Source organism: Actinoalloteichus hymeniacidonis, from assembly GCF_014203365.1.
Lineage (GTDB): Bacteria > Actinomycetota > Actinomycetes > Mycobacteriales > Pseudonocardiaceae > Actinoalloteichus_A > Actinoalloteichus_A hymeniacidonis.
The window spans coordinates 5,367,846-5,382,407 of sequence record NZ_JACHIS010000001.1 but is presented as its reverse complement, the minus strand read 5'-3'; the positions used below and the strand labels follow the sequence as shown (position 1 = coordinate 5,382,407).

The 14,562-nt window shown below is 68.0% G+C and carries 17 protein-coding genes and 1 pseudogene; 8 read left to right on the top strand and 10 right to left on the bottom strand.

The window, feature by feature from the left end; all coding sequences use genetic code 11:
• Positions 1–155: 155 nt before the first annotated feature.
• Positions 156–785, bottom strand: a complete 630-nt coding sequence (gene wrbA / locus BKA25_RS22695; protein ID WP_069846803.1) for an NAD(P)H:quinone oxidoreductase — start codon at positions 783–785, stop codon at positions 156–158.
• Positions 786–906: 121 nt separating this feature from the next.
• Here wrbA and BKA25_RS22690 point away from each other — a divergent pair, with 121 nt between their 5' ends.
• From BKA25_RS22690 to BKA25_RS22665, 6 genes and pseudogenes are all read left to right on the top strand, one after another.
• A complete protein-coding gene (locus BKA25_RS22690) occupies positions 907–1,722 on the top strand; it encodes an LOG family protein (protein WP_084642533.1) in 816 nt (271 codons plus the stop codon).
• Between the two features lie 42 nt (positions 1,723–1,764).
• Positions 1,765–2,634, top strand: coding sequence for a dihydropteroate synthase (gene folP, locus BKA25_RS22685; protein ID WP_157420946.1), 870 nt, complete (start codon positions 1,765–1,767; stop codon positions 2,632–2,634).
• 256 nt (positions 2,635–2,890) lie between these two features.
• On the top strand, positions 2,891–3,229 hold the full coding sequence (locus tag BKA25_RS22680) for a PadR family transcriptional regulator (RefSeq protein WP_069846804.1): 339 nt from the start codon (positions 2,891–2,893) through the stop codon (positions 3,227–3,229).
• Complete coding sequence (locus tag BKA25_RS22675) at positions 3,226–3,879, top strand: permease prefix domain 1-containing protein (RefSeq protein WP_157420947.1); 654 nt, start codon at positions 3,226–3,228, stop codon at positions 3,877–3,879. Before BKA25_RS22680 ends, BKA25_RS22675 begins: the two co-directional genes overlap by 4 nt.
• A 72-nt stretch (positions 3,880–3,951) precedes the next feature.
• Positions 3,952–4,257, top strand: a pseudogene (locus BKA25_RS28080) (DivIVA domain-containing protein); the annotation flags it as partial.
• 200 nt (positions 4,258–4,457) lie between these two features.
• Positions 4,458–4,916, top strand: coding sequence for an SRPBCC family protein (locus BKA25_RS22665; RefSeq protein ID WP_069846810.1), 459 nt, complete (start codon positions 4,458–4,460; stop codon positions 4,914–4,916).
• Positions 4,917–5,065: 149 nt separating this feature from the next.
• On the opposite strand, the gene BKA25_RS22660 is transcribed toward BKA25_RS22665, so the two are convergent.
• From BKA25_RS22660 to BKA25_RS22630, 7 genes are all read right to left on the bottom strand, one after another.
• Complete coding sequence (locus tag BKA25_RS22660) at positions 5,066–5,668, bottom strand: hypothetical protein (RefSeq protein ID WP_069846811.1); 603 nt, start codon at positions 5,666–5,668, stop codon at positions 5,066–5,068.
• Entirely contained in the window at positions 5,661–6,113 is a 453-nt protein-coding gene (locus BKA25_RS22655; RefSeq protein ID WP_069846813.1) for a hypothetical protein, read from the bottom strand. The genes BKA25_RS22660 and BKA25_RS22655 overlap by 8 nt, the downstream gene beginning before the upstream one ends.
• 90 nt (positions 6,114–6,203) lie before the next feature.
• Positions 6,204–6,992 (bottom strand): ESX secretion-associated protein EspG, encoded by a 789-nt coding sequence (locus tag BKA25_RS22650; RefSeq protein WP_157420948.1) that lies wholly within the window; start codon positions 6,990–6,992, stop codon positions 6,204–6,206.
• Positions 6,989–8,329 (bottom strand): PPE domain-containing protein, encoded by a 1,341-nt coding sequence (locus tag BKA25_RS22645; RefSeq protein WP_069846817.1) that lies wholly within the window; start codon positions 8,327–8,329, stop codon positions 6,989–6,991. The genes BKA25_RS22650 and BKA25_RS22645 overlap by 4 nt, the downstream gene beginning before the upstream one ends.
• 27 nt (positions 8,330–8,356) lie before the next feature.
• Positions 8,357–8,956 carry a DUF3558 domain-containing protein gene (locus tag BKA25_RS22640; protein WP_084642536.1) on the bottom strand — a complete coding sequence of 200 codons (600 nt, stop codon included), beginning with the start codon at positions 8,954–8,956 and terminating at the stop codon, positions 8,357–8,359.
• Positions 8,949–9,407, bottom strand: coding sequence for a hypothetical protein (locus BKA25_RS22635; protein WP_069846820.1), 459 nt, complete (start codon positions 9,405–9,407; stop codon positions 8,949–8,951). Before BKA25_RS22635 ends, BKA25_RS22640 begins: the two co-directional genes overlap by 8 nt.
• 647 nt (positions 9,408–10,054) lie before the next feature.
• Positions 10,055–10,573, bottom strand: coding sequence for a hypothetical protein (locus BKA25_RS22630; protein WP_069846821.1), 519 nt, complete (start codon positions 10,571–10,573; stop codon positions 10,055–10,057).
• Positions 10,574–10,682: 109 nt separating this feature from the next.
• Here BKA25_RS22630 and BKA25_RS22625 point away from each other — a divergent pair, with 109 nt between their 5' ends.
• Both BKA25_RS22625 and BKA25_RS22620 read left to right on the top strand, forming a co-directional pair.
• Positions 10,683–11,540 (top strand): helix-turn-helix domain-containing protein, encoded by an 858-nt coding sequence (locus BKA25_RS22625; protein WP_069846823.1) that lies wholly within the window; start codon positions 10,683–10,685, stop codon positions 11,538–11,540.
• Positions 11,533–11,760, top strand: a complete 228-nt coding sequence (locus BKA25_RS22620; RefSeq protein ID WP_084642537.1) for a DUF397 domain-containing protein — start codon at positions 11,533–11,535, stop codon at positions 11,758–11,760. The genes BKA25_RS22625 and BKA25_RS22620 overlap by 8 nt, the downstream gene beginning before the upstream one ends.
• 105 nt (positions 11,761–11,865) lie before the next feature.
• Here BKA25_RS22620 and BKA25_RS22615 read toward each other — a convergent pair whose 3' ends face one another.
• Positions 11,866–12,645, bottom strand: coding sequence for an ESX secretion-associated protein EspG (locus BKA25_RS22615; protein WP_069846824.1), 780 nt, complete (start codon positions 12,643–12,645; stop codon positions 11,866–11,868).
• On the bottom strand, positions 12,642–14,273 hold the full coding sequence (locus tag BKA25_RS22610; protein ID WP_069846826.1) for a hypothetical protein: 1,632 nt from the start codon (positions 14,271–14,273) through the stop codon (positions 12,642–12,644). Before BKA25_RS22610 ends, BKA25_RS22615 begins: the two co-directional genes overlap by 4 nt.
• Between the last annotated feature and the right edge of the window lie 289 nt (positions 14,274–14,562).

Here is a 14,562-nt window from a genome sequence, read left to right as displayed (position 1 = left end):
TTCCGCCTCGCCGCAGAAGCTAACGGCAGGCCGGTCGGTATGGCGGTGAAAGCGCGGAAATGCCCATAAAAGACGGAATCGGCGGCTGGACGGTCACTGCTCGTGCCCCTTCCGGTGGGTCGATCGACCGCCGGAAGGGGCCGTTGAACAGGCGACTAATGCACCGAGGATTTGCCCACTTTGAACTGGGTGGTGATCTGGACGATGCGACGTCCGGTGAACTCGGCGGCCCGCTTGGTCGCGTCGGCGACCGGGATGCTGCCCTGACCATCGGCATGCGAGGGCCCGTAGGGCGTGCCGACCTCGTATTGAATCGGATCGGTGTAACCCGGGGTGACGAGAATTCCACCGAAATGATGCACGGTGTTGTATAGGGCGAGCAGGGTCGATTCCCGGCCGCCATGCAGGGTCGCCGTCGAGACGAAACCCGAATAGATCTTGTCGGCGAGTAGACCCTGCGACCACTGTGGTCCGAGCGTGTCGATGAACTGCTTCAACTGGGCGGCCACATTGCCGTAGCGGGTCGGGGTTCCGAAGACCACCGCGTCGGCCCAGAGCACGTCGTCGGCCGTCGCCTCCGCCACGGATTCGGTGGAGCGGGCATGCTCCTGCCAGGCCGGATTCGCCGCGATCGCCTCCGGTGGCGCCAGCTCGTGCACCTTGCGCAGCCGAACCTCGGCCCCGGCCTGCTCGGCACCCGCGAGAATCGATTGCGCGAGCGTGTAGACGTTGCCGGTCGAGCTGTAATAGATGATCGCCACTTTCGTCGGCTCAGGCACACTCATGGATCCACTCCAGCCGGTGTCGTCCGATGCGTTCGGTCAGCGTTCTTCTTAACCCGGTATTCGGCCGCCTGCACATCCACCGTCGTCTCCATCGTCACGCTGTGCTCCTACCCTGGTCGACATGAGCGTTATCGACCCCGATTCGACGACGAACGGTGACGGACCCGGGTACACCGGCGGCGACAGCCAGGAGAATCCGAAGGAGAAACGGCGTGGCCCGGTGGTGCTTCGGCGCGGCCAACGCGAGGAGACGACGACCACCGACCAACGGCTGCTGGATTCACGCGGTCCCTCGGACTGGGTGCACACCGACCCATGGCGGGTGATGCGGATCCAGGCCGAATTCGTCGAGGGCTTCGGTTCGCTGGCGGAGGTGCCCAAGGCGGTCACCGTGTTCGGCTCGGCCCGCACACCACGGGAGCACCCCGAGTACGAGATCGGTCGCAGGCTGGGTGCCGAGTTGGCCAAGGCGGGCTTCGCCGTGATCACCGGTGGCGGCCCCGGCGCGATGGAGGCCGCGAACCGGGGCTGTTCGGAGGCGGGCGGCTACTCCGTGGGGCTGGGCATCGAGTTGCCCTTCGAGCAGGGCCTCAACCCGTGGGTCGATCTCGGCGTCAACTTCCGCTACTTCTTCGCCCGCAAGACGATGTTCGTGAAGTACTCGCAGGCCTTCATCGGGCTGCCCGGCGGCTTCGGCACCCTCGACGAGCTCTTCGAGGCGCTGACCCTCGTGCAGACCAAGAAGGTCACCAAGTTCCCGGTGGTGCTCTTCGGCCGGGACTACTGGGGCGGTCTCTACGACTGGCTGCGCGACAGCATGCACGCTGGCGGCAAGATCGGCGAGAAAGACCTCGCGCTGCTGCATCTGACCGACGACGTCGACGACGCGGTCCGGGTGGTTCACGAGGCCTACCAGGCCTGGGAGGACGCGCACTGACCGGTGCTGCCACCGCAGCCGAGATCGTGGCAGCATCGAGAGGTGCCCTCACTGCGATTCGGAAACCGACGGATTGACTCGGATCGTGCGCTGGTGATGGGCATCGTCAATCGCACCAGGGATTCCTTCTACGACCGGGGCGCGACCTTCGCCAGGGAGGCCGCACTGGCCGCCGTGGCTCAGGCCGTCGCCGATGGCGCCGACATCATCGACATCGGCGGGGTCCGCGCCGGGGCGCAGGGCGAGCACGTCGACGCCGCCGAGGAGATCGAGCGGGTGGTTCCGCTGGTCGCCGAGGTGCGCACACGCCACCCCGACCTGGTGATCAGCGTGGACACCTGGCGGGCGTCGGTGGCCAGGGAGGTCTGCGCGGTGGGTGCCGACCTACTCAACGACACCTGGGCCGGGGCCGATCCCGGCCTCGCCCAGGTGGCCGCCGAATTCGAGGTCGGATTGGTGTGCTCGCATACCGGCGGACTGCCACCCAGGACCGATCCGCATCGCGTCCGATACACCGACGTCGTCGCCGAGGTGATCTCCGAGGTGGTGGAGCGGGCCGAACGCATGGTGGAGCTGGGCGTGCCTCGCGAGGGCATCCTCATCGACCCGACCCACGATTTCGGCAAGAACACCTGGCATGGACTGGCCCTGCTGCGCCGACTCGACGAACTGGTCGGCACGGGTTGGCCGGTGCTGATGGCGGTCTCCAACAAGGATTTCATCGGCGAGACCCTGGATGCGGGGCCCAAGGACCGGGTCGACGGCACCCTGGCCGCGACCTCCATCGCGGCCTGGCAGGGCGCGGCCGTGTTCCGAGCGCACGAGGTGGGGCGAACCCGGCAGGTATTGGAGATGGTCGCCTCGATCGCGGGCACCCGGCCGCCTGCGCGGGTGCTCCGCGCACTGGCGTGAACCGACCGGTCGTCGAGGCCGATCGACCCACCGACATCCCGCCGCTCATCCACCGACTGGGATGATGTTTGCTTAAGCAATAGACTGAGGCTGAATCGGGGGAACCCGCCATTTCGGCCGTGGGGTGCGAGTGGAGTCATCCCCGCAGGTGACGCGGGCTGAATTCGCTGATCGGACTCCGTTGCGCGGAACGGGGCGGGTGCTACTGATGGGTAGTGCTGCTACTGCGTGTCGTGTGACGCCCTACACTCTTGTTGTGAAGTCGGACGCACTGCGCGGTCATCTGGACGCACTCCTGCTCGCCACCCTCGACGGCAGACAGTTGCACGGCTACGCGATCATCGAGGCACTCCAACTCCGCAGCGGCGGGGCTCTCGACCTACCCACCGGCACCGTGTACCCGGCACTGCGCAGGCTGGAACGAGCGGGCTACGTCGGCAGCGAGTGGAGCACTGTCGGGGGCAGGCAGCGGCGTACCTACACTCTCACCGCAGCGGGCGAACGAGCGCTGACGGCAGAACGGGCCGCCTGGCATGAGTTCACCCGAGCCATCGAAGGCGTACTCGGAGGCGGTGCATGGCCTGCTCGGGCATGATCGAGGACTATCTCGTCGCGCTCAACCGCAGGCTTTCCGGTCCCGGATCGGTGAAGTCGGAGCTGCTCGCCGAGATTCGGCACAGTCTGGACGACGCCGCTGAGGCATACCGCGACGGCGGGTTCTCCGAAGCCGACGCCCAACACCGAGCGGTGGTCGAATTCGGCCGGGTGGAGTTGGTCGCCGAGGAATGCCAGGCCGAACTCGCCGTCAGCCACGGACTCGGCACGGTCCGAACCCTGCTGGCGGCCACCGTCCTACTCGTCGCGCTATGGGAGTGCGGCAGACGCCTGATCACCGGGCACTGGTCGGGCGCGGTGACCGCTGCGCAGGACACCCCGCTGGCCGGACTGGCCTTCGGTGCGGCCGCGCTGTCGGGAATCGTGCTCGCGGTAATCGTCTTGGCCGTACTCCTAGTGGTCCGGGTGATGAGCCGCCGCATCTCGCCCCGAGTCCTGAGCACCATGCTCACCCGCTTCAACATGGTGGCCATCCTGAGCTACGGAACCACGTTGTTCCTGGTGTGTGGCCTCGGGATGTACTACCGGCCCGAGGCATTCCACGACGCGGGCATGGTGATCGTCATGTCGGTCACCTCGCTGGTGATGAGCCGACTAGGTTGGCTCGCCATGCAGAGCCTTCGGCTCTGATCGCGCCACACACCCGATCATTGAACGGTCCCTCCGTGTCCCGCGTGGCGGACCATGCCACGATCTGATGCTGTGACCACGTTGCTCATCTACCTCGCCGTCATGCTGTTGGTTGCCGCAGTCGTCTTCCTGCTCGCCTCGGTGATCTTCGGCAACGGTGAGCAGCTGGCGCCACTGCCACCCGGTGTCACCCCGACGACCCTGCCGAAGAACGGCTCCACCGGGGACGACGTCCGGGCTCTGCGTTTCCAACAGGCGGTTCGCGGCTATCGGATGACCGAGGTCGACTGGGCGTTGGACAAGATCGCCGACGAACTCGATGGACTGCGGACGCGGGTATCACAGCTGGAAACGCAGCTGGAGGTGTCGCGGCAGCGCAGCGCCGAGCAGACTCCAGCCCCGGGCCCACAACAGCACTCCGCGGTCTCGGCCGACGCGGAAGGCGTCTCGGCATCGCGTACCTCGGTCGCCGGATCCGACGTGCGCAGTGCTGCTGAAACGACGGTGCCCGACCAGGAAAGCACTCCATCGGATCGTCCCGGTGCGAGCGAAGGGCACGGGGAGACGGGAGGGGCATCATGACCGGTGGAACGGTGCGGTTGCAGGAGCCGGTACCGGCTCCGATTTCGACGGTGTGGGCGGCGGCGACCGACTGGGCCCGGCAAGGCGAATGGATGCTCGGCACCGAGGTCGACGTCGTCGAGGGCGACGGCCGAGGAGTCGGATCTCGGCTCGCGGCCTTCAGCGCTATCGGCGGAATCGGCATTCTGGACCGGATGGAGATCACCGCCTGGAACCCGCCGAGGTCCGTCGAGGTGCGGCACACCGGAAAAGTGGTCCGAGGCGTGGGCGGCTTCCGCATCCTGCCCGACCCGGTGACCGAGGACCACAGCATCTTCCTCTGGTACGAGAGCTTCAGCCTGCCGCTGGGAATCCTCGGCGAGATCGGTTGGGTGGCCGCGCGTCCCGCCGTCGAATGGGGCCTGCGCAAGTCGCTCCGAGACTTCGCGCGGTTCTGCCGGGACTACCCGGACTGACCGGTTCCGGGGTGGGGCCGGGCGGGGCGTCAATGGCTCGGAGCCGTGTCTGATTGTTTGCCTCGCAGTTCGGCGCTGTGTCTGATTATTTGCCTAGCAACTCGGCACTGTGCCCGACTATTTGCCTCGCAACTCGGCACTGTGCCCGACTATTTGCCTCGCAACTCGGCAAAGTGCTCCGCCGCCGACGCGGCCGCCCGGCGAGCCTCTTCGCAGGAGGGATCGCCGCTGCCCTGGGTTTGGCCTTCGGCGGGCACCGGGATCGGCAGGTTGAGCGATTCGCCCGCTGCGGCGGCGACCTCGGCGAGACAGTCTGCCTCTTGATCGGACGGCGGTTCCGCTGCGGCGGTGGGTTCGGGCGCGCTGGTGGTTTCGGCGTTCTCGGCGGGGTGCGGCGTTGTGCTCGGGTTCTCGATGGGAGCCGAGGGCCCCTCGGGGGCTTTCGAGTCGATGTGGTCGGCGGGTCTACTGCTGGTCTCGCTGCTCGGGCAGACCGGCATCTCGGTCGGCGCGGTCTGCTGAGCAGAGTGGGGCCGTCCGTCGGCTTCGGCAGAACAGGAATCGGCTTCCGAGGCGGGGGCCGTGCTCTGAGAGGTCGGGGATGAGAAGGTGGCCATCGCGCGCGAGTTCGACATGGTCGGGCTCTCCTCGGGCAACACGCGATGCGGTTGGCCGGTGCTCGCGGAGCTGCAGGCGGTCAGACCGGCGACGGCGCAGGCCGCCAACAGGGCTCTGGCGACGTGTTCACGCATTCGATCCCCCTGCGGTGACGGTCAGCGAGACGAACGACGCGGCGATGGCGTCCTCGGTGTGGCCGTAGCGTCGAGCGGTCTCGGCCAGTGCCTCGGCGCCGACGTACAGGTTCTCCACGTACTGCGTGCAGCGGTGGAAGTAGGAGTCCGGGTTGGTCAACAGCCTGCCGGTCGCGAGTTGCCCGAAGGCTATCGACGCGGGATCGGAGCCCATCGGCTCGAAACGAAGTCCGTACCGGAGTTCCGCGAGAACTCCGCTCAGTCGCTCGGCCTCGGCCAGCAGCGCCGCGCGGACCTGCAGGATGTTGTCGGGGTCGACGGCGAGGTCGACGGTGCCCTGCTCCGAACCCGCATCGCCACCGACGACGATGCGATTGTTGTCTTGCTCAGGACCACGCCGGGGGGTTTCCCGGATGTGATCGCCCAGATCCGCCAGCCAGTCCATCACCGAAAACCTTTCGCACAGTGATCACTCTGCAACGTTCGGTGAGCACCGTACCGGGGATTGCGCTGCCAGCGGTCGAAACGCGCCCGATCAGTCGGACCGCGTCTCGTCGATCAGCTCCTGTAGCGCGGCGGTGATCTTCCTGTTGTCGGCAGGCGTCATGGTCAGCCAATCACCGCTCTCGGTGCGACGCCGAAGCTGGAGGTGTCTCCCCGATTCGGTGTCGTGGAAGGCGAGCACCCGCGACGCCCGCCTGCGACCTCCCGAGGGCAGTGCCACTCCGACCCCGAACTGCCCCAATCGGATCGGGGCCCCGGCCATTCGAGCCAGGGCACGGGCGGTCGCCGGACGTTCGCCACCGGCGGCGAGCAGTTCGGCGAAGCGGTGCGGATCGCCTGCCGCGTCTCGGGCCGCCGTCCCGAGGACATCGGCTCGGACGCTGATCGAATCCCCTGCGGCGGCGGGGGCATCGCCCAGCAGCTCGACGATCGCGGCGACCACCCGCCTGCCGTCGAGCGCGGTGAGCCGGACCGCGTCGCCGGAGTGCACCACCAATGCCCCGCTGACTCCGTGGACGGCTCCGATCGCGGTCACCTGCCTGCCGAGGCTGAGGTGGGCGTCGACCGTCCATTCATGGCGGACGAGCAACTCCAGCGTCGCGGCCAGCTCGGGAATCGGTTCCCTGCCACGGACCAGCTCCCGTTGAGCCAGCCCGGCCAGGGCGTGTTCGACGATCTCCCTGCGCTCGGCCCAGGTTCGGCCCGGACTGGGAAGTTGGAGTTGCACGGGACTCTCACCGAGTCCGAGCAGCTCCCAACAAACGTCGAACTCGGTGCTGGACAGGGTCATGTGGCGTTCGAGGGGTGCTGCGTCGATCACCGGTCGCGCCTGGGCGGCTCGTCGCCGAAGACGGCAGGCGCGACCGAGGGCAGATCGTCCAGCCCGAAGAACTCGTCGCTGGGCGCGGCGTACCGGTTGCTGTGCTCCACGTCCTCGGGGGAATCGGATCTGCCGCCACCGGGGGCGCCGAGGCCACCCGCGCCCAATCCACCCGCCATACCCGGGCGACCTGCGGCGCCCGCCGCAGCCGAGCCGGGGCCGAGTCCGGTCGGACCGCCAGTGCCTGCGGGGAACCTGCCGGGCCCGCCCGGAACACCGGGAGCTGCGCCGGGACCGCCTACGCTGCCGAATCCGCCGCCCGGCGCGGGGACACCGCCGGAACCGAACGGACCGAATCCGCTGCCACCGTGCCCGCCGCCGATCGGAGCGGGGCCGGTCGAGGGAGGTGCCGGAGTAACCGGCGTTGGTTGGTGGTTCCACGATGGTGTGAGGCTGGGGGGATCCGGCCGGTCGATCCGGCCGGGCGGGCCGGGATCGGCGGGTGGTGGCCCGGGAAACACCGGTGGTTCGGGCAGGAACGGTGGTTCGGGCTGGAGGGGAGGACGCTCGCCGCCCCACGGCGGCGGAACGGCTTCGAGCGGCGGAGGCTCTGGAACGGGGCCCGGCTCGGTGGGCGGGATCGGCGCTCGGCTGCCGGGTGGGTCGGTGGGCTCGGCAGGCCCGGGCGACGGGGGCCCGACCACCTCGGGTGGTGGCGGCCCAACCGGCCCGGTGCGGTCCTGCCCCGGTGCCGCCGGATCATGGCGCGCATCCTGCGTCACGATCTGCGGCGGTGCGGGAATCGGCCCCATCCCGCTGTTGGCCTCGCGCAACATGCTCTCGTAGGCGTAGAGCGCCCGATCGGCGTCATGGCCCTTGGCCGCTTCGGCCTCGAATTCGGCAACGGTGTCGTCGAGCCCGCCGAAGGGCCCGGTGAAGACCTGACCGAATAGCTCACCCGTGCTGGGACCCGACACGGCGGCGGGCGGCTCGACGCTGTTGCGGGCCAGCGCGAAACTCGCGCCGGAGGCCGTCATGCCCATGCTCGCGGCCTGTGCCGCGTCGCTACTGCCCAGGCTCCACGCGGCTGCCTGTGCACCCGCCGCGCCCAAAGCCGAGGCCGCCGCGCCCTCCCACTCCATCCCGAGTGGTTTCAACGCCCCCCGAAGCACCACGTCGGATTCGGCCATGGAGCCCGCCAACTCACCCAGCGCCTCCCGAACCTGCTCGGCCGCATCGGGTCCCCGGCCCGCCTGCATCCAGTCGTACTTCTCCTGAAGCGAGAAGCCCTCGTAGCGGGTGTAGCGGATCTCGTCCCCGCTGCCTTCGACGTGCATGGTGTTGTTCTCCCCCGTGGAGATGGTTCAGCTGCCGTGGAGCGCGACGAGAGTCTCGGTGGCCATGGTGGCGACGCGGCGGGCGTTCTCGCAGACCGCTTCGATGTTGCTGTCCATGTCGTCGTCGTTGAATTGAATCGCGAGTGATTGATCTTGGGCGGTACTGACGTAGACGAAGCAGCCTGCGGAATCGCCGGTGAGGTGGTTCTGCATCGCGGGGAACCCGGCGATCTCGATGATCTCCTGTACACCGTTGGGGCTGCCCCAGAAGAGGTCGGCCGGTTCGGTGGGGAGCGGGATTACGACGACGCTGTGTGCGGGATTCTCCTGGATCTTGGCGAAGTAGCAGGACCGAGTGCCGTCCTGGATGAAGTCGTGGGTGATCTCGGGATCGACATCGAACTCGTATTCGGCCTGTTGCTCCGGAGTCAACAGAACACATGGGTCCTCGTTGACCTGGTTGATGTCGATCTCCTGCGGTGGTGGCGGAAGGACCGAATCGGTCCCGCTGGGCGAGGTGGGGTTGGTGGGGGTGGACGGCGTTGGGTGCCCTGATATCTCGGTCGCGCAGCCCGCAAGCAGGGTGGTGGCGAGCACCAGAGCGAGGACGGTGGGTCGGTTACGCATCGGTGTCTCCCGGCAGCGTGTTGCCTGCGGCGCGCAGTGAGTCGGTGATCTCGTCCTCGGTGTAGCCGTACTGCCGGGCGGTCTCGGCAAGTGCCACGGCGCCCGCCCGGAGGTTCTCCACGTACTGACTGCAGCGGTTGAAGTAGGAGTCGGGGTTGTCGAGGAGTTTGTCGGTCACGACCCTGGCGTAGTCGATCGATGCAGGGTCGCCGCCCATCGGATGTAGCTGAAGCCTGGACCTGACATGGTTAAGAAGGCGGCGCAGCCGATCTGCCTCGTCCAACAGCACTTTCCTGGCCTGTAGCACATTCGCCGGGTCGACCTTGAGGTTGATGGTGCTGTTCCCGGCCGTGTCGCCGGGGCCGAAGTCGACGCGGTTGTTGTATCCGATCTGACCGATCCGACCGACCTGTTGATTGACCTGATTTCCCAGGTCATCGAGCCAGGACATCCCGTTTCCCCCTCGACGGTCCACCCGCGACTGTTGGTGTTGATCACACGGTAACAGCGAGTTCTCGCAGCTACGTCGTAACCAGACAGATCGCCACGAATGGAGCAGATAACCGCAGGCAAGGGGGGTTTTAGCTGCGAATCCGTCTCGCTCGGCAGCTATTTCCGATGTTCCGAATACTGATAAGTCGACCAGGCTGCCCGACGGTCGGTAATTGAATTGTTTTCGCATTCAAGTTGGAGCTCGAACAGTCGTTTCCTGCGCTTCTGTGTCGTTGACGTCGGTCTCGTGCCGAGCCGAGGCTGCCGAGTAACCGGCCCAGCCTACGTAGCAGCGTGGGCCTGCCGCCGGACTCGCCGCCTCGATGGCTGCCCCGCCAACGATGCGGGGTCAGTGGGAAGACGAGTGCGGCCGGACAGTCCACGCAGGACCGACAGGCGCACCGGTAATGCACGAGGGCGACCTGGCCGTGATCGACCGTCTTGGTCTGGCGCCAGCTGTGGTGGTGATCGGAACAGGCGGTTCGACGCTTCCTCGTCCGAGTCGTCTGAGAGCACCGGTCCTGGCCCGGCGCGTCGGGATCGACGGTGGGCCAGCGGGGTGCAGGGCAGGTGATCATGGTCGCGGCCACCTCAGCTTCCGGTTCCCTAGGCGGCAGGCTCGGCTGGCGACGCCGTGGGTTCGCTGGGCTGCTCGCCGGGAGGCAACGGGAACATCGCCAGGCCGGCGCGCAGCAGCTCCACCAAGGCCTCGCGCTGCTCCGGGCTGAAGGTCATCACCATCTCCTGATCGCCCCACCGCACCGCGATGCCCAGCCGCCTGCCGTGCTGCTCCACCGTGAGGCCCGCGACAGTCGGTTCGTCCGCGCGCGGTCGCTCCCGCGTCACCCGCAGCTCGTTGCGTACATCCCCGGACAAGCCGAGCACCAAGAACAGCACCTCGGCGCGATCCAGCAGGACGGCGAATGGATAGACGCAGCCCGGCCGAAGGATCAGCCGCCTGCGGCACTCCGACAGTTCCAACTGCGCCTTGCAGGGCCCGTAGGCGGTATCGCGCCCATAGAAGAGCCGGTAGAAGGCGAAACTCCGCGCCGGATGGCGATCCTGAGCCCGACGCTCCCACTCCGGGACCGCCGCATCCGGCGAGGACTCTCGATGCATGTTCACGGGTCAACCTCCTTGTGTCCGGACACAAAGCTATGAGTCCGGACGCAAGCGGGGCAATTCCCCGATCAGGTGTTCATTGATCGGCTGGGCAAACTCGTAGGCTTCCGGCATGGTGATCAACGGTGGAAGCCCGGGCGCTCGCGAACTCGGCGCCGAGTTGCGCGCTCTGCGTAATGCCACCGGGCGCTCGGTTCGAGAGCTGGCCAACGAGCTGGGAATCGCATACGGAACGATCAGCCGTTGGGAGCGGGGCGAGCGAGTACCGCAGGTTGAATCCGTGGCCCGCCTTCTTGGCGCGCTCGGGGCCAGTCACGACGACTTCGAACGAGTCATCGAGCTCGCACGCCATGCGCCGCAGGAGAACCTGCTCCTGCCGGGAATACCGGGTGTCCATAAGGAGCTGAGGACGCTCTTGCAATACGAGCGAACCGCTACTGGGATCTTCTGCGCGGCGCCGTTGCTCATTCCAGGCCTACTTCAGACTGGCGCCTACGCGCGTGCCTTGATGCCTGCTATCGGTATATCCGAATCGGAGATCGAGAACCGCGTCGGAATTCGTCTCGGACGTCGCGAACTTCTGACGAAGAGGTCGCCCGTCGAGCTGGATGTTGTCGTTGGGGAGACCGCGCTGAGAAGCGTGATCGGTGGCCGGACGGTGGCTGCAGACCAGCTCGCTCATATCCTCGCGATGGCAGAACTGCCCAACGTGACCGTGCGGGTTGACCCGATTGGCCCGAGCGCTGTGCTACCGCCGGTTGGCGCGTTCCTACTGCTCAGTTTCAAGACACAGGGCCCGATCGTCCATTTGGAGCATTATCGGGCGCCCTTGTACCTGTATTCGGGGCCAGACGTGCGCGATTACGTCGAGCTATGCCCTCGGCTACGTGCTGGTGCGATGTCGCCTGCCCGTTCTCTAGATTTCATTGCTGAGATGTTGGGCGAGCTGGAGGACCTCGACGATGAATGAACCCACGGATGGTTGGCGGACAGCGTCGGCAAGCGGGCAGACCGACTGCGTGGAAGTTCGTTGGCGGATAGATGACGCCACCGCGAGGCAGGGTTCCGCTCTGGTTCGACTCCGCGACAGTAAGAACCCGGACGGCGGGATGCTAACCCTGACCGGCGGCTCCTTCGTCGCCTTCCTCGCGGGAGTCAGATCGGGGCGGTTACCCCGGCGACGGTGCTGATCGCCCCCACCCGACCGAACCGAGCTCCCGGCCGAACGCCTGCACGCGGCGAGTCCAAACGGACTCGCCGCGACCGGGGCGGCGACGCCCACCGCCGAGCGAGCCTCAACCAGCCTCCTCGACCAGCTCCCGCAGCGCGTGCACGATCTTGCCGTTGTCGGCCGGGGTCATCGTCACCCACTCATCGCGGCCCATGCCGCGCCGGACCTGGAGATACCTGCCTGCCTGGGTGTCGTGGAAGGTGACCAGCCGCGCGGCCCGCCTGCGTACTCCGGACGCCGTGCGGACGCTTGCCCCGAACTGGCCCTGCCGGATCGGGCGGTGTGCCATCTGGGCGAGCATCGCGGCGGGCGTGGGGCGTTCGCCTCGGGCGATGAGTTCCTCCGCCATGACGTGCGGATCCCCGTCCGCGCGCCGCGCCGCGTCCGGCAATACCTCGGCTCGCACGCTGGCCGACTCGCCGGGGCCCGGCGGCACATCACCCGCCAAAGCGACCAGTTCCGGGATCAGCTGCTGCGGTGTCATCGTCCCGATCCACACTCGATCGCCGCTGCGGGCGGCGAGTGCGCCTCTGCCGTGTCGGATCGCACCGACCGCGTTGATCGGCTGGGGGAGCAGCAGGTGAGCGTCCACCGCCTCCTGCGGGTGGGCCAGCGTTTCCAGGTCGGCCGCGAGCGCCGGGGTCGGTTCGCCCTGCGCGGCCAGGTCGCGTTGCGCGAGTTCAGCCATGCGCGCCACGAGCAGCTCACGGCGCGCCGCCCTCGTTCGTCCCGGGCTCGGGATGGCGAGCTGCGCGGGCGGCTCGCCGAGGCGGAGAATCTCCCAGCAGGCATCGAACTCCGCCACGGAGATCAGGAACGACTCTGCGAGCCGGGCGGCGGTCATACCGAGGCCCCGGATGCGTCGACACCGAACACGGCGGGAGCCACCGTGTGCACCCCGGACGGCGCCAATGCCGGGTCGAGCAGGTCCGCGTCCTGCGTCCCCGAGGCACGGGGACGGCCGTCGACGGAATCGCGGCCGCTGCCTCGCGTTCGCGTCGCCGAGCCGCTCTCGGCGCCCGCCTCGGCGATCGGGGGATCCAGAACCGGCTCGAACCGTGAGTTCGTCACGTCGATCGGCCGATCGCCATCGTCCTCGATCCGCTGGGTGCGTCGCCTGCCGGACCACCCGCCTGCCTCCCCGGTGGCGTACGGCACTCCGCCGATGGCGGCGAGTCCGCTGCTGTCCCACCCGGTGGCGGTCGTGGGCGACAGGGCCGTCGAGCCCTCGGACTCCGACGCGGTGCTGCCGACAACGGCTGTTCCGCCTGCCCGGTCGATGGTGGGACCAACCCAACTCCGGTGTGCGTCGTCGGGTGCGTCGATGCCTCGAAGCTGACCGGGCGCCTCCGAGACCGCGCCGGTGATGCGTCGACGGCCGTCCCAGACCAGGGGGCCCTCGGCGCTGCGAATCGGCGCGTAGGCATCGATTCGGTACGCGGGTGCGCCGACGACTCCGACTCCGCTGCCACCCGCTCCGATGTTGCTCACCGCGCCGGTGTGCGGCTGCGCAGGCGGCTGCGGCGAGGGGGCGGCGACCCCGGTGCCTGCGGTCTCGACGTCGGGGCCGCTCGATGGGACGGCCGGTGGCACTGTCTCGGGCTGCTGCGGTGCGGCGACGGGTGGTGCGGCGGCAGATGGTTCTTCGGCGGAGGGCGTGCTGTCGGCAAGTGCCTGCGGGTCGACGTCGACGGCCACCTCGATGCCCAGCGCCGACACCCGGACCGTCTGCGGGCCGAGTTCGGAAAGCCCATCGACGGCGGGGTGCGCGAACACGCCCGTAGTCGACTGGCCTGCCTCGACGGCCACCCCGACGGCCGTCTCGGTCGCCGACCCCGATTGCCGGACCACCGAGGATGCCGCGTCGCCCCCGTTCGGCCCGGTGACGGTGATGGCCAGACCGGGCGGCGGCCCCAGCGGAGGCAGGGTCCGCACTGCCTCGCGCAGGGTGTCCTCGTAGGCATACAGCGAACGATTCGCCGCGTCCTCCCGGCCGCGCTCGATCTCGGCGGCCACGGTGAGATCTGTGTGCCCGCCCCACGGCCCGAGGAATACATCGACGGTGGCGTCGTTGCCCTGCCCCCCGGCCGAGTCGGGTTGTTCCACGAGCAGCCGGGCCGTGACGAAGCCCGCCCCGGCGGTGTCGGCCGTACTGCTGCCGAGTTGGACGGCATCGCCACCGGCCAGTACCCAGGCGGAGGTCGCGGTGCCGGTCGCGCTCAGCGAATCGGCGGCCGAACCCTGCCAGTCGGCGCCGAGTGGGCGCAGTGCGGCTCGCAGGGCTTGATCGGATTCCGCCATGGCGGCGGCGAGCCTGCTCAACGCCGCCCGCACCTGCTCGGCGGCCGCCGAGCCGGAGCCGCCGCGCAACCAGTCGAATTTCTCTTGCAGCGAATAACCCTCGTATCGGGTGTGCGGAATTTCCGATCCGTCGCTCTCGATGTCCATCGCGTGCCGCCCCTTGATACGCATCGGGCCGGGATAGTCCGGCCGACGCTGCAATTTTCATTTCGGCTTCCGTGTCAGTGCATGCCGAGTATCCACCGAGTGGGCGCGGGATCGGGGCATGATGGAGGAAGAAACGTCCCATTTTGCCCGAAGTGTTGGTCGGGAAGCGTTCGGAGCGGCCGAACACGACGTCCTCCCTGCGCCCGAAGAGGCCTCTGAACTGCTCGAATGCCTGATAGCGCGGTCATCGTGTTGGCGATGGTGATATCCGCGCGCCGGTATATGAATTTAATTCAGTAATCGGCGGACGTGT

What these genes read in the sequence shown, in the direction of transcription:
- BKA25_RS22675 (WP_157420947.1), top strand. Translation starts at nt 3,226, where the DNA reads ATGATCGAGGACTATCTCGTCGCGCTCAACCGCAGGCTTTCCGGTCCC.
- BKA25_RS22620 (WP_084642537.1), top strand. Translation starts at nt 11,533, where the DNA reads ATGAATGAACCCACGGATGGTTGGCGGACAGCGTCGGCAAGCGGGCAG.
- BKA25_RS22655 (WP_069846813.1), bottom strand. Translation starts at nt 6,113, where the DNA reads ATGGACTGGCTGGCGGATCTGGGCGATCACATCCGGGAAACCCCCCGG.
- BKA25_RS22635 (WP_069846820.1), bottom strand. Translation starts at nt 9,407, where the DNA reads ATGTCCTGGCTCGATGACCTGGGAAATCAGGTCAATCAACAGGTCGGT.
- BKA25_RS22640 (WP_084642536.1), bottom strand. Translation starts at nt 8,956, where the DNA reads ATGCGTAACCGACCCACCGTCCTCGCTCTGGTGCTCGCCACCACCCTG.
- BKA25_RS22615 (WP_069846824.1), bottom strand. Translation starts at nt 12,645, where the DNA reads ATGACCGCCGCCCGGCTCGCAGAGTCGTTCCTGATCTCCGTGGCGGAG.
- BKA25_RS22665 (WP_069846810.1), top strand. Translation starts at nt 4,458, where the DNA reads ATGACCGGTGGAACGGTGCGGTTGCAGGAGCCGGTACCGGCTCCGATT.
- BKA25_RS22660 (WP_069846811.1), bottom strand. Translation starts at nt 5,668, where the DNA reads ATGCGTGAACACGTCGCCAGAGCCCTGTTGGCGGCCTGCGCCGTCGCC.
- BKA25_RS22625 (WP_069846823.1), top strand. Translation starts at nt 10,683, where the DNA reads ATGGTGATCAACGGTGGAAGCCCGGGCGCTCGCGAACTCGGCGCCGAG.
- BKA25_RS22610 (WP_069846826.1), bottom strand. Translation starts at nt 14,273, where the DNA reads ATGCGTATCAAGGGGCGGCACGCGATGGACATCGAGAGCGACGGATCG.
- BKA25_RS22645 (WP_069846817.1), bottom strand. Translation starts at nt 8,329, where the DNA reads ATGCACGTCGAAGGCAGCGGGGACGAGATCCGCTACACCCGCTACGAG.
- BKA25_RS22690 (WP_084642533.1), top strand. Translation starts at nt 907, where the DNA reads ATGAGCGTTATCGACCCCGATTCGACGACGAACGGTGACGGACCCGGG.
- wrbA (WP_069846803.1), bottom strand. Translation starts at nt 785, where the DNA reads ATGAGTGTGCCTGAGCCGACGAAAGTGGCGATCATCTATTACAGCTCG.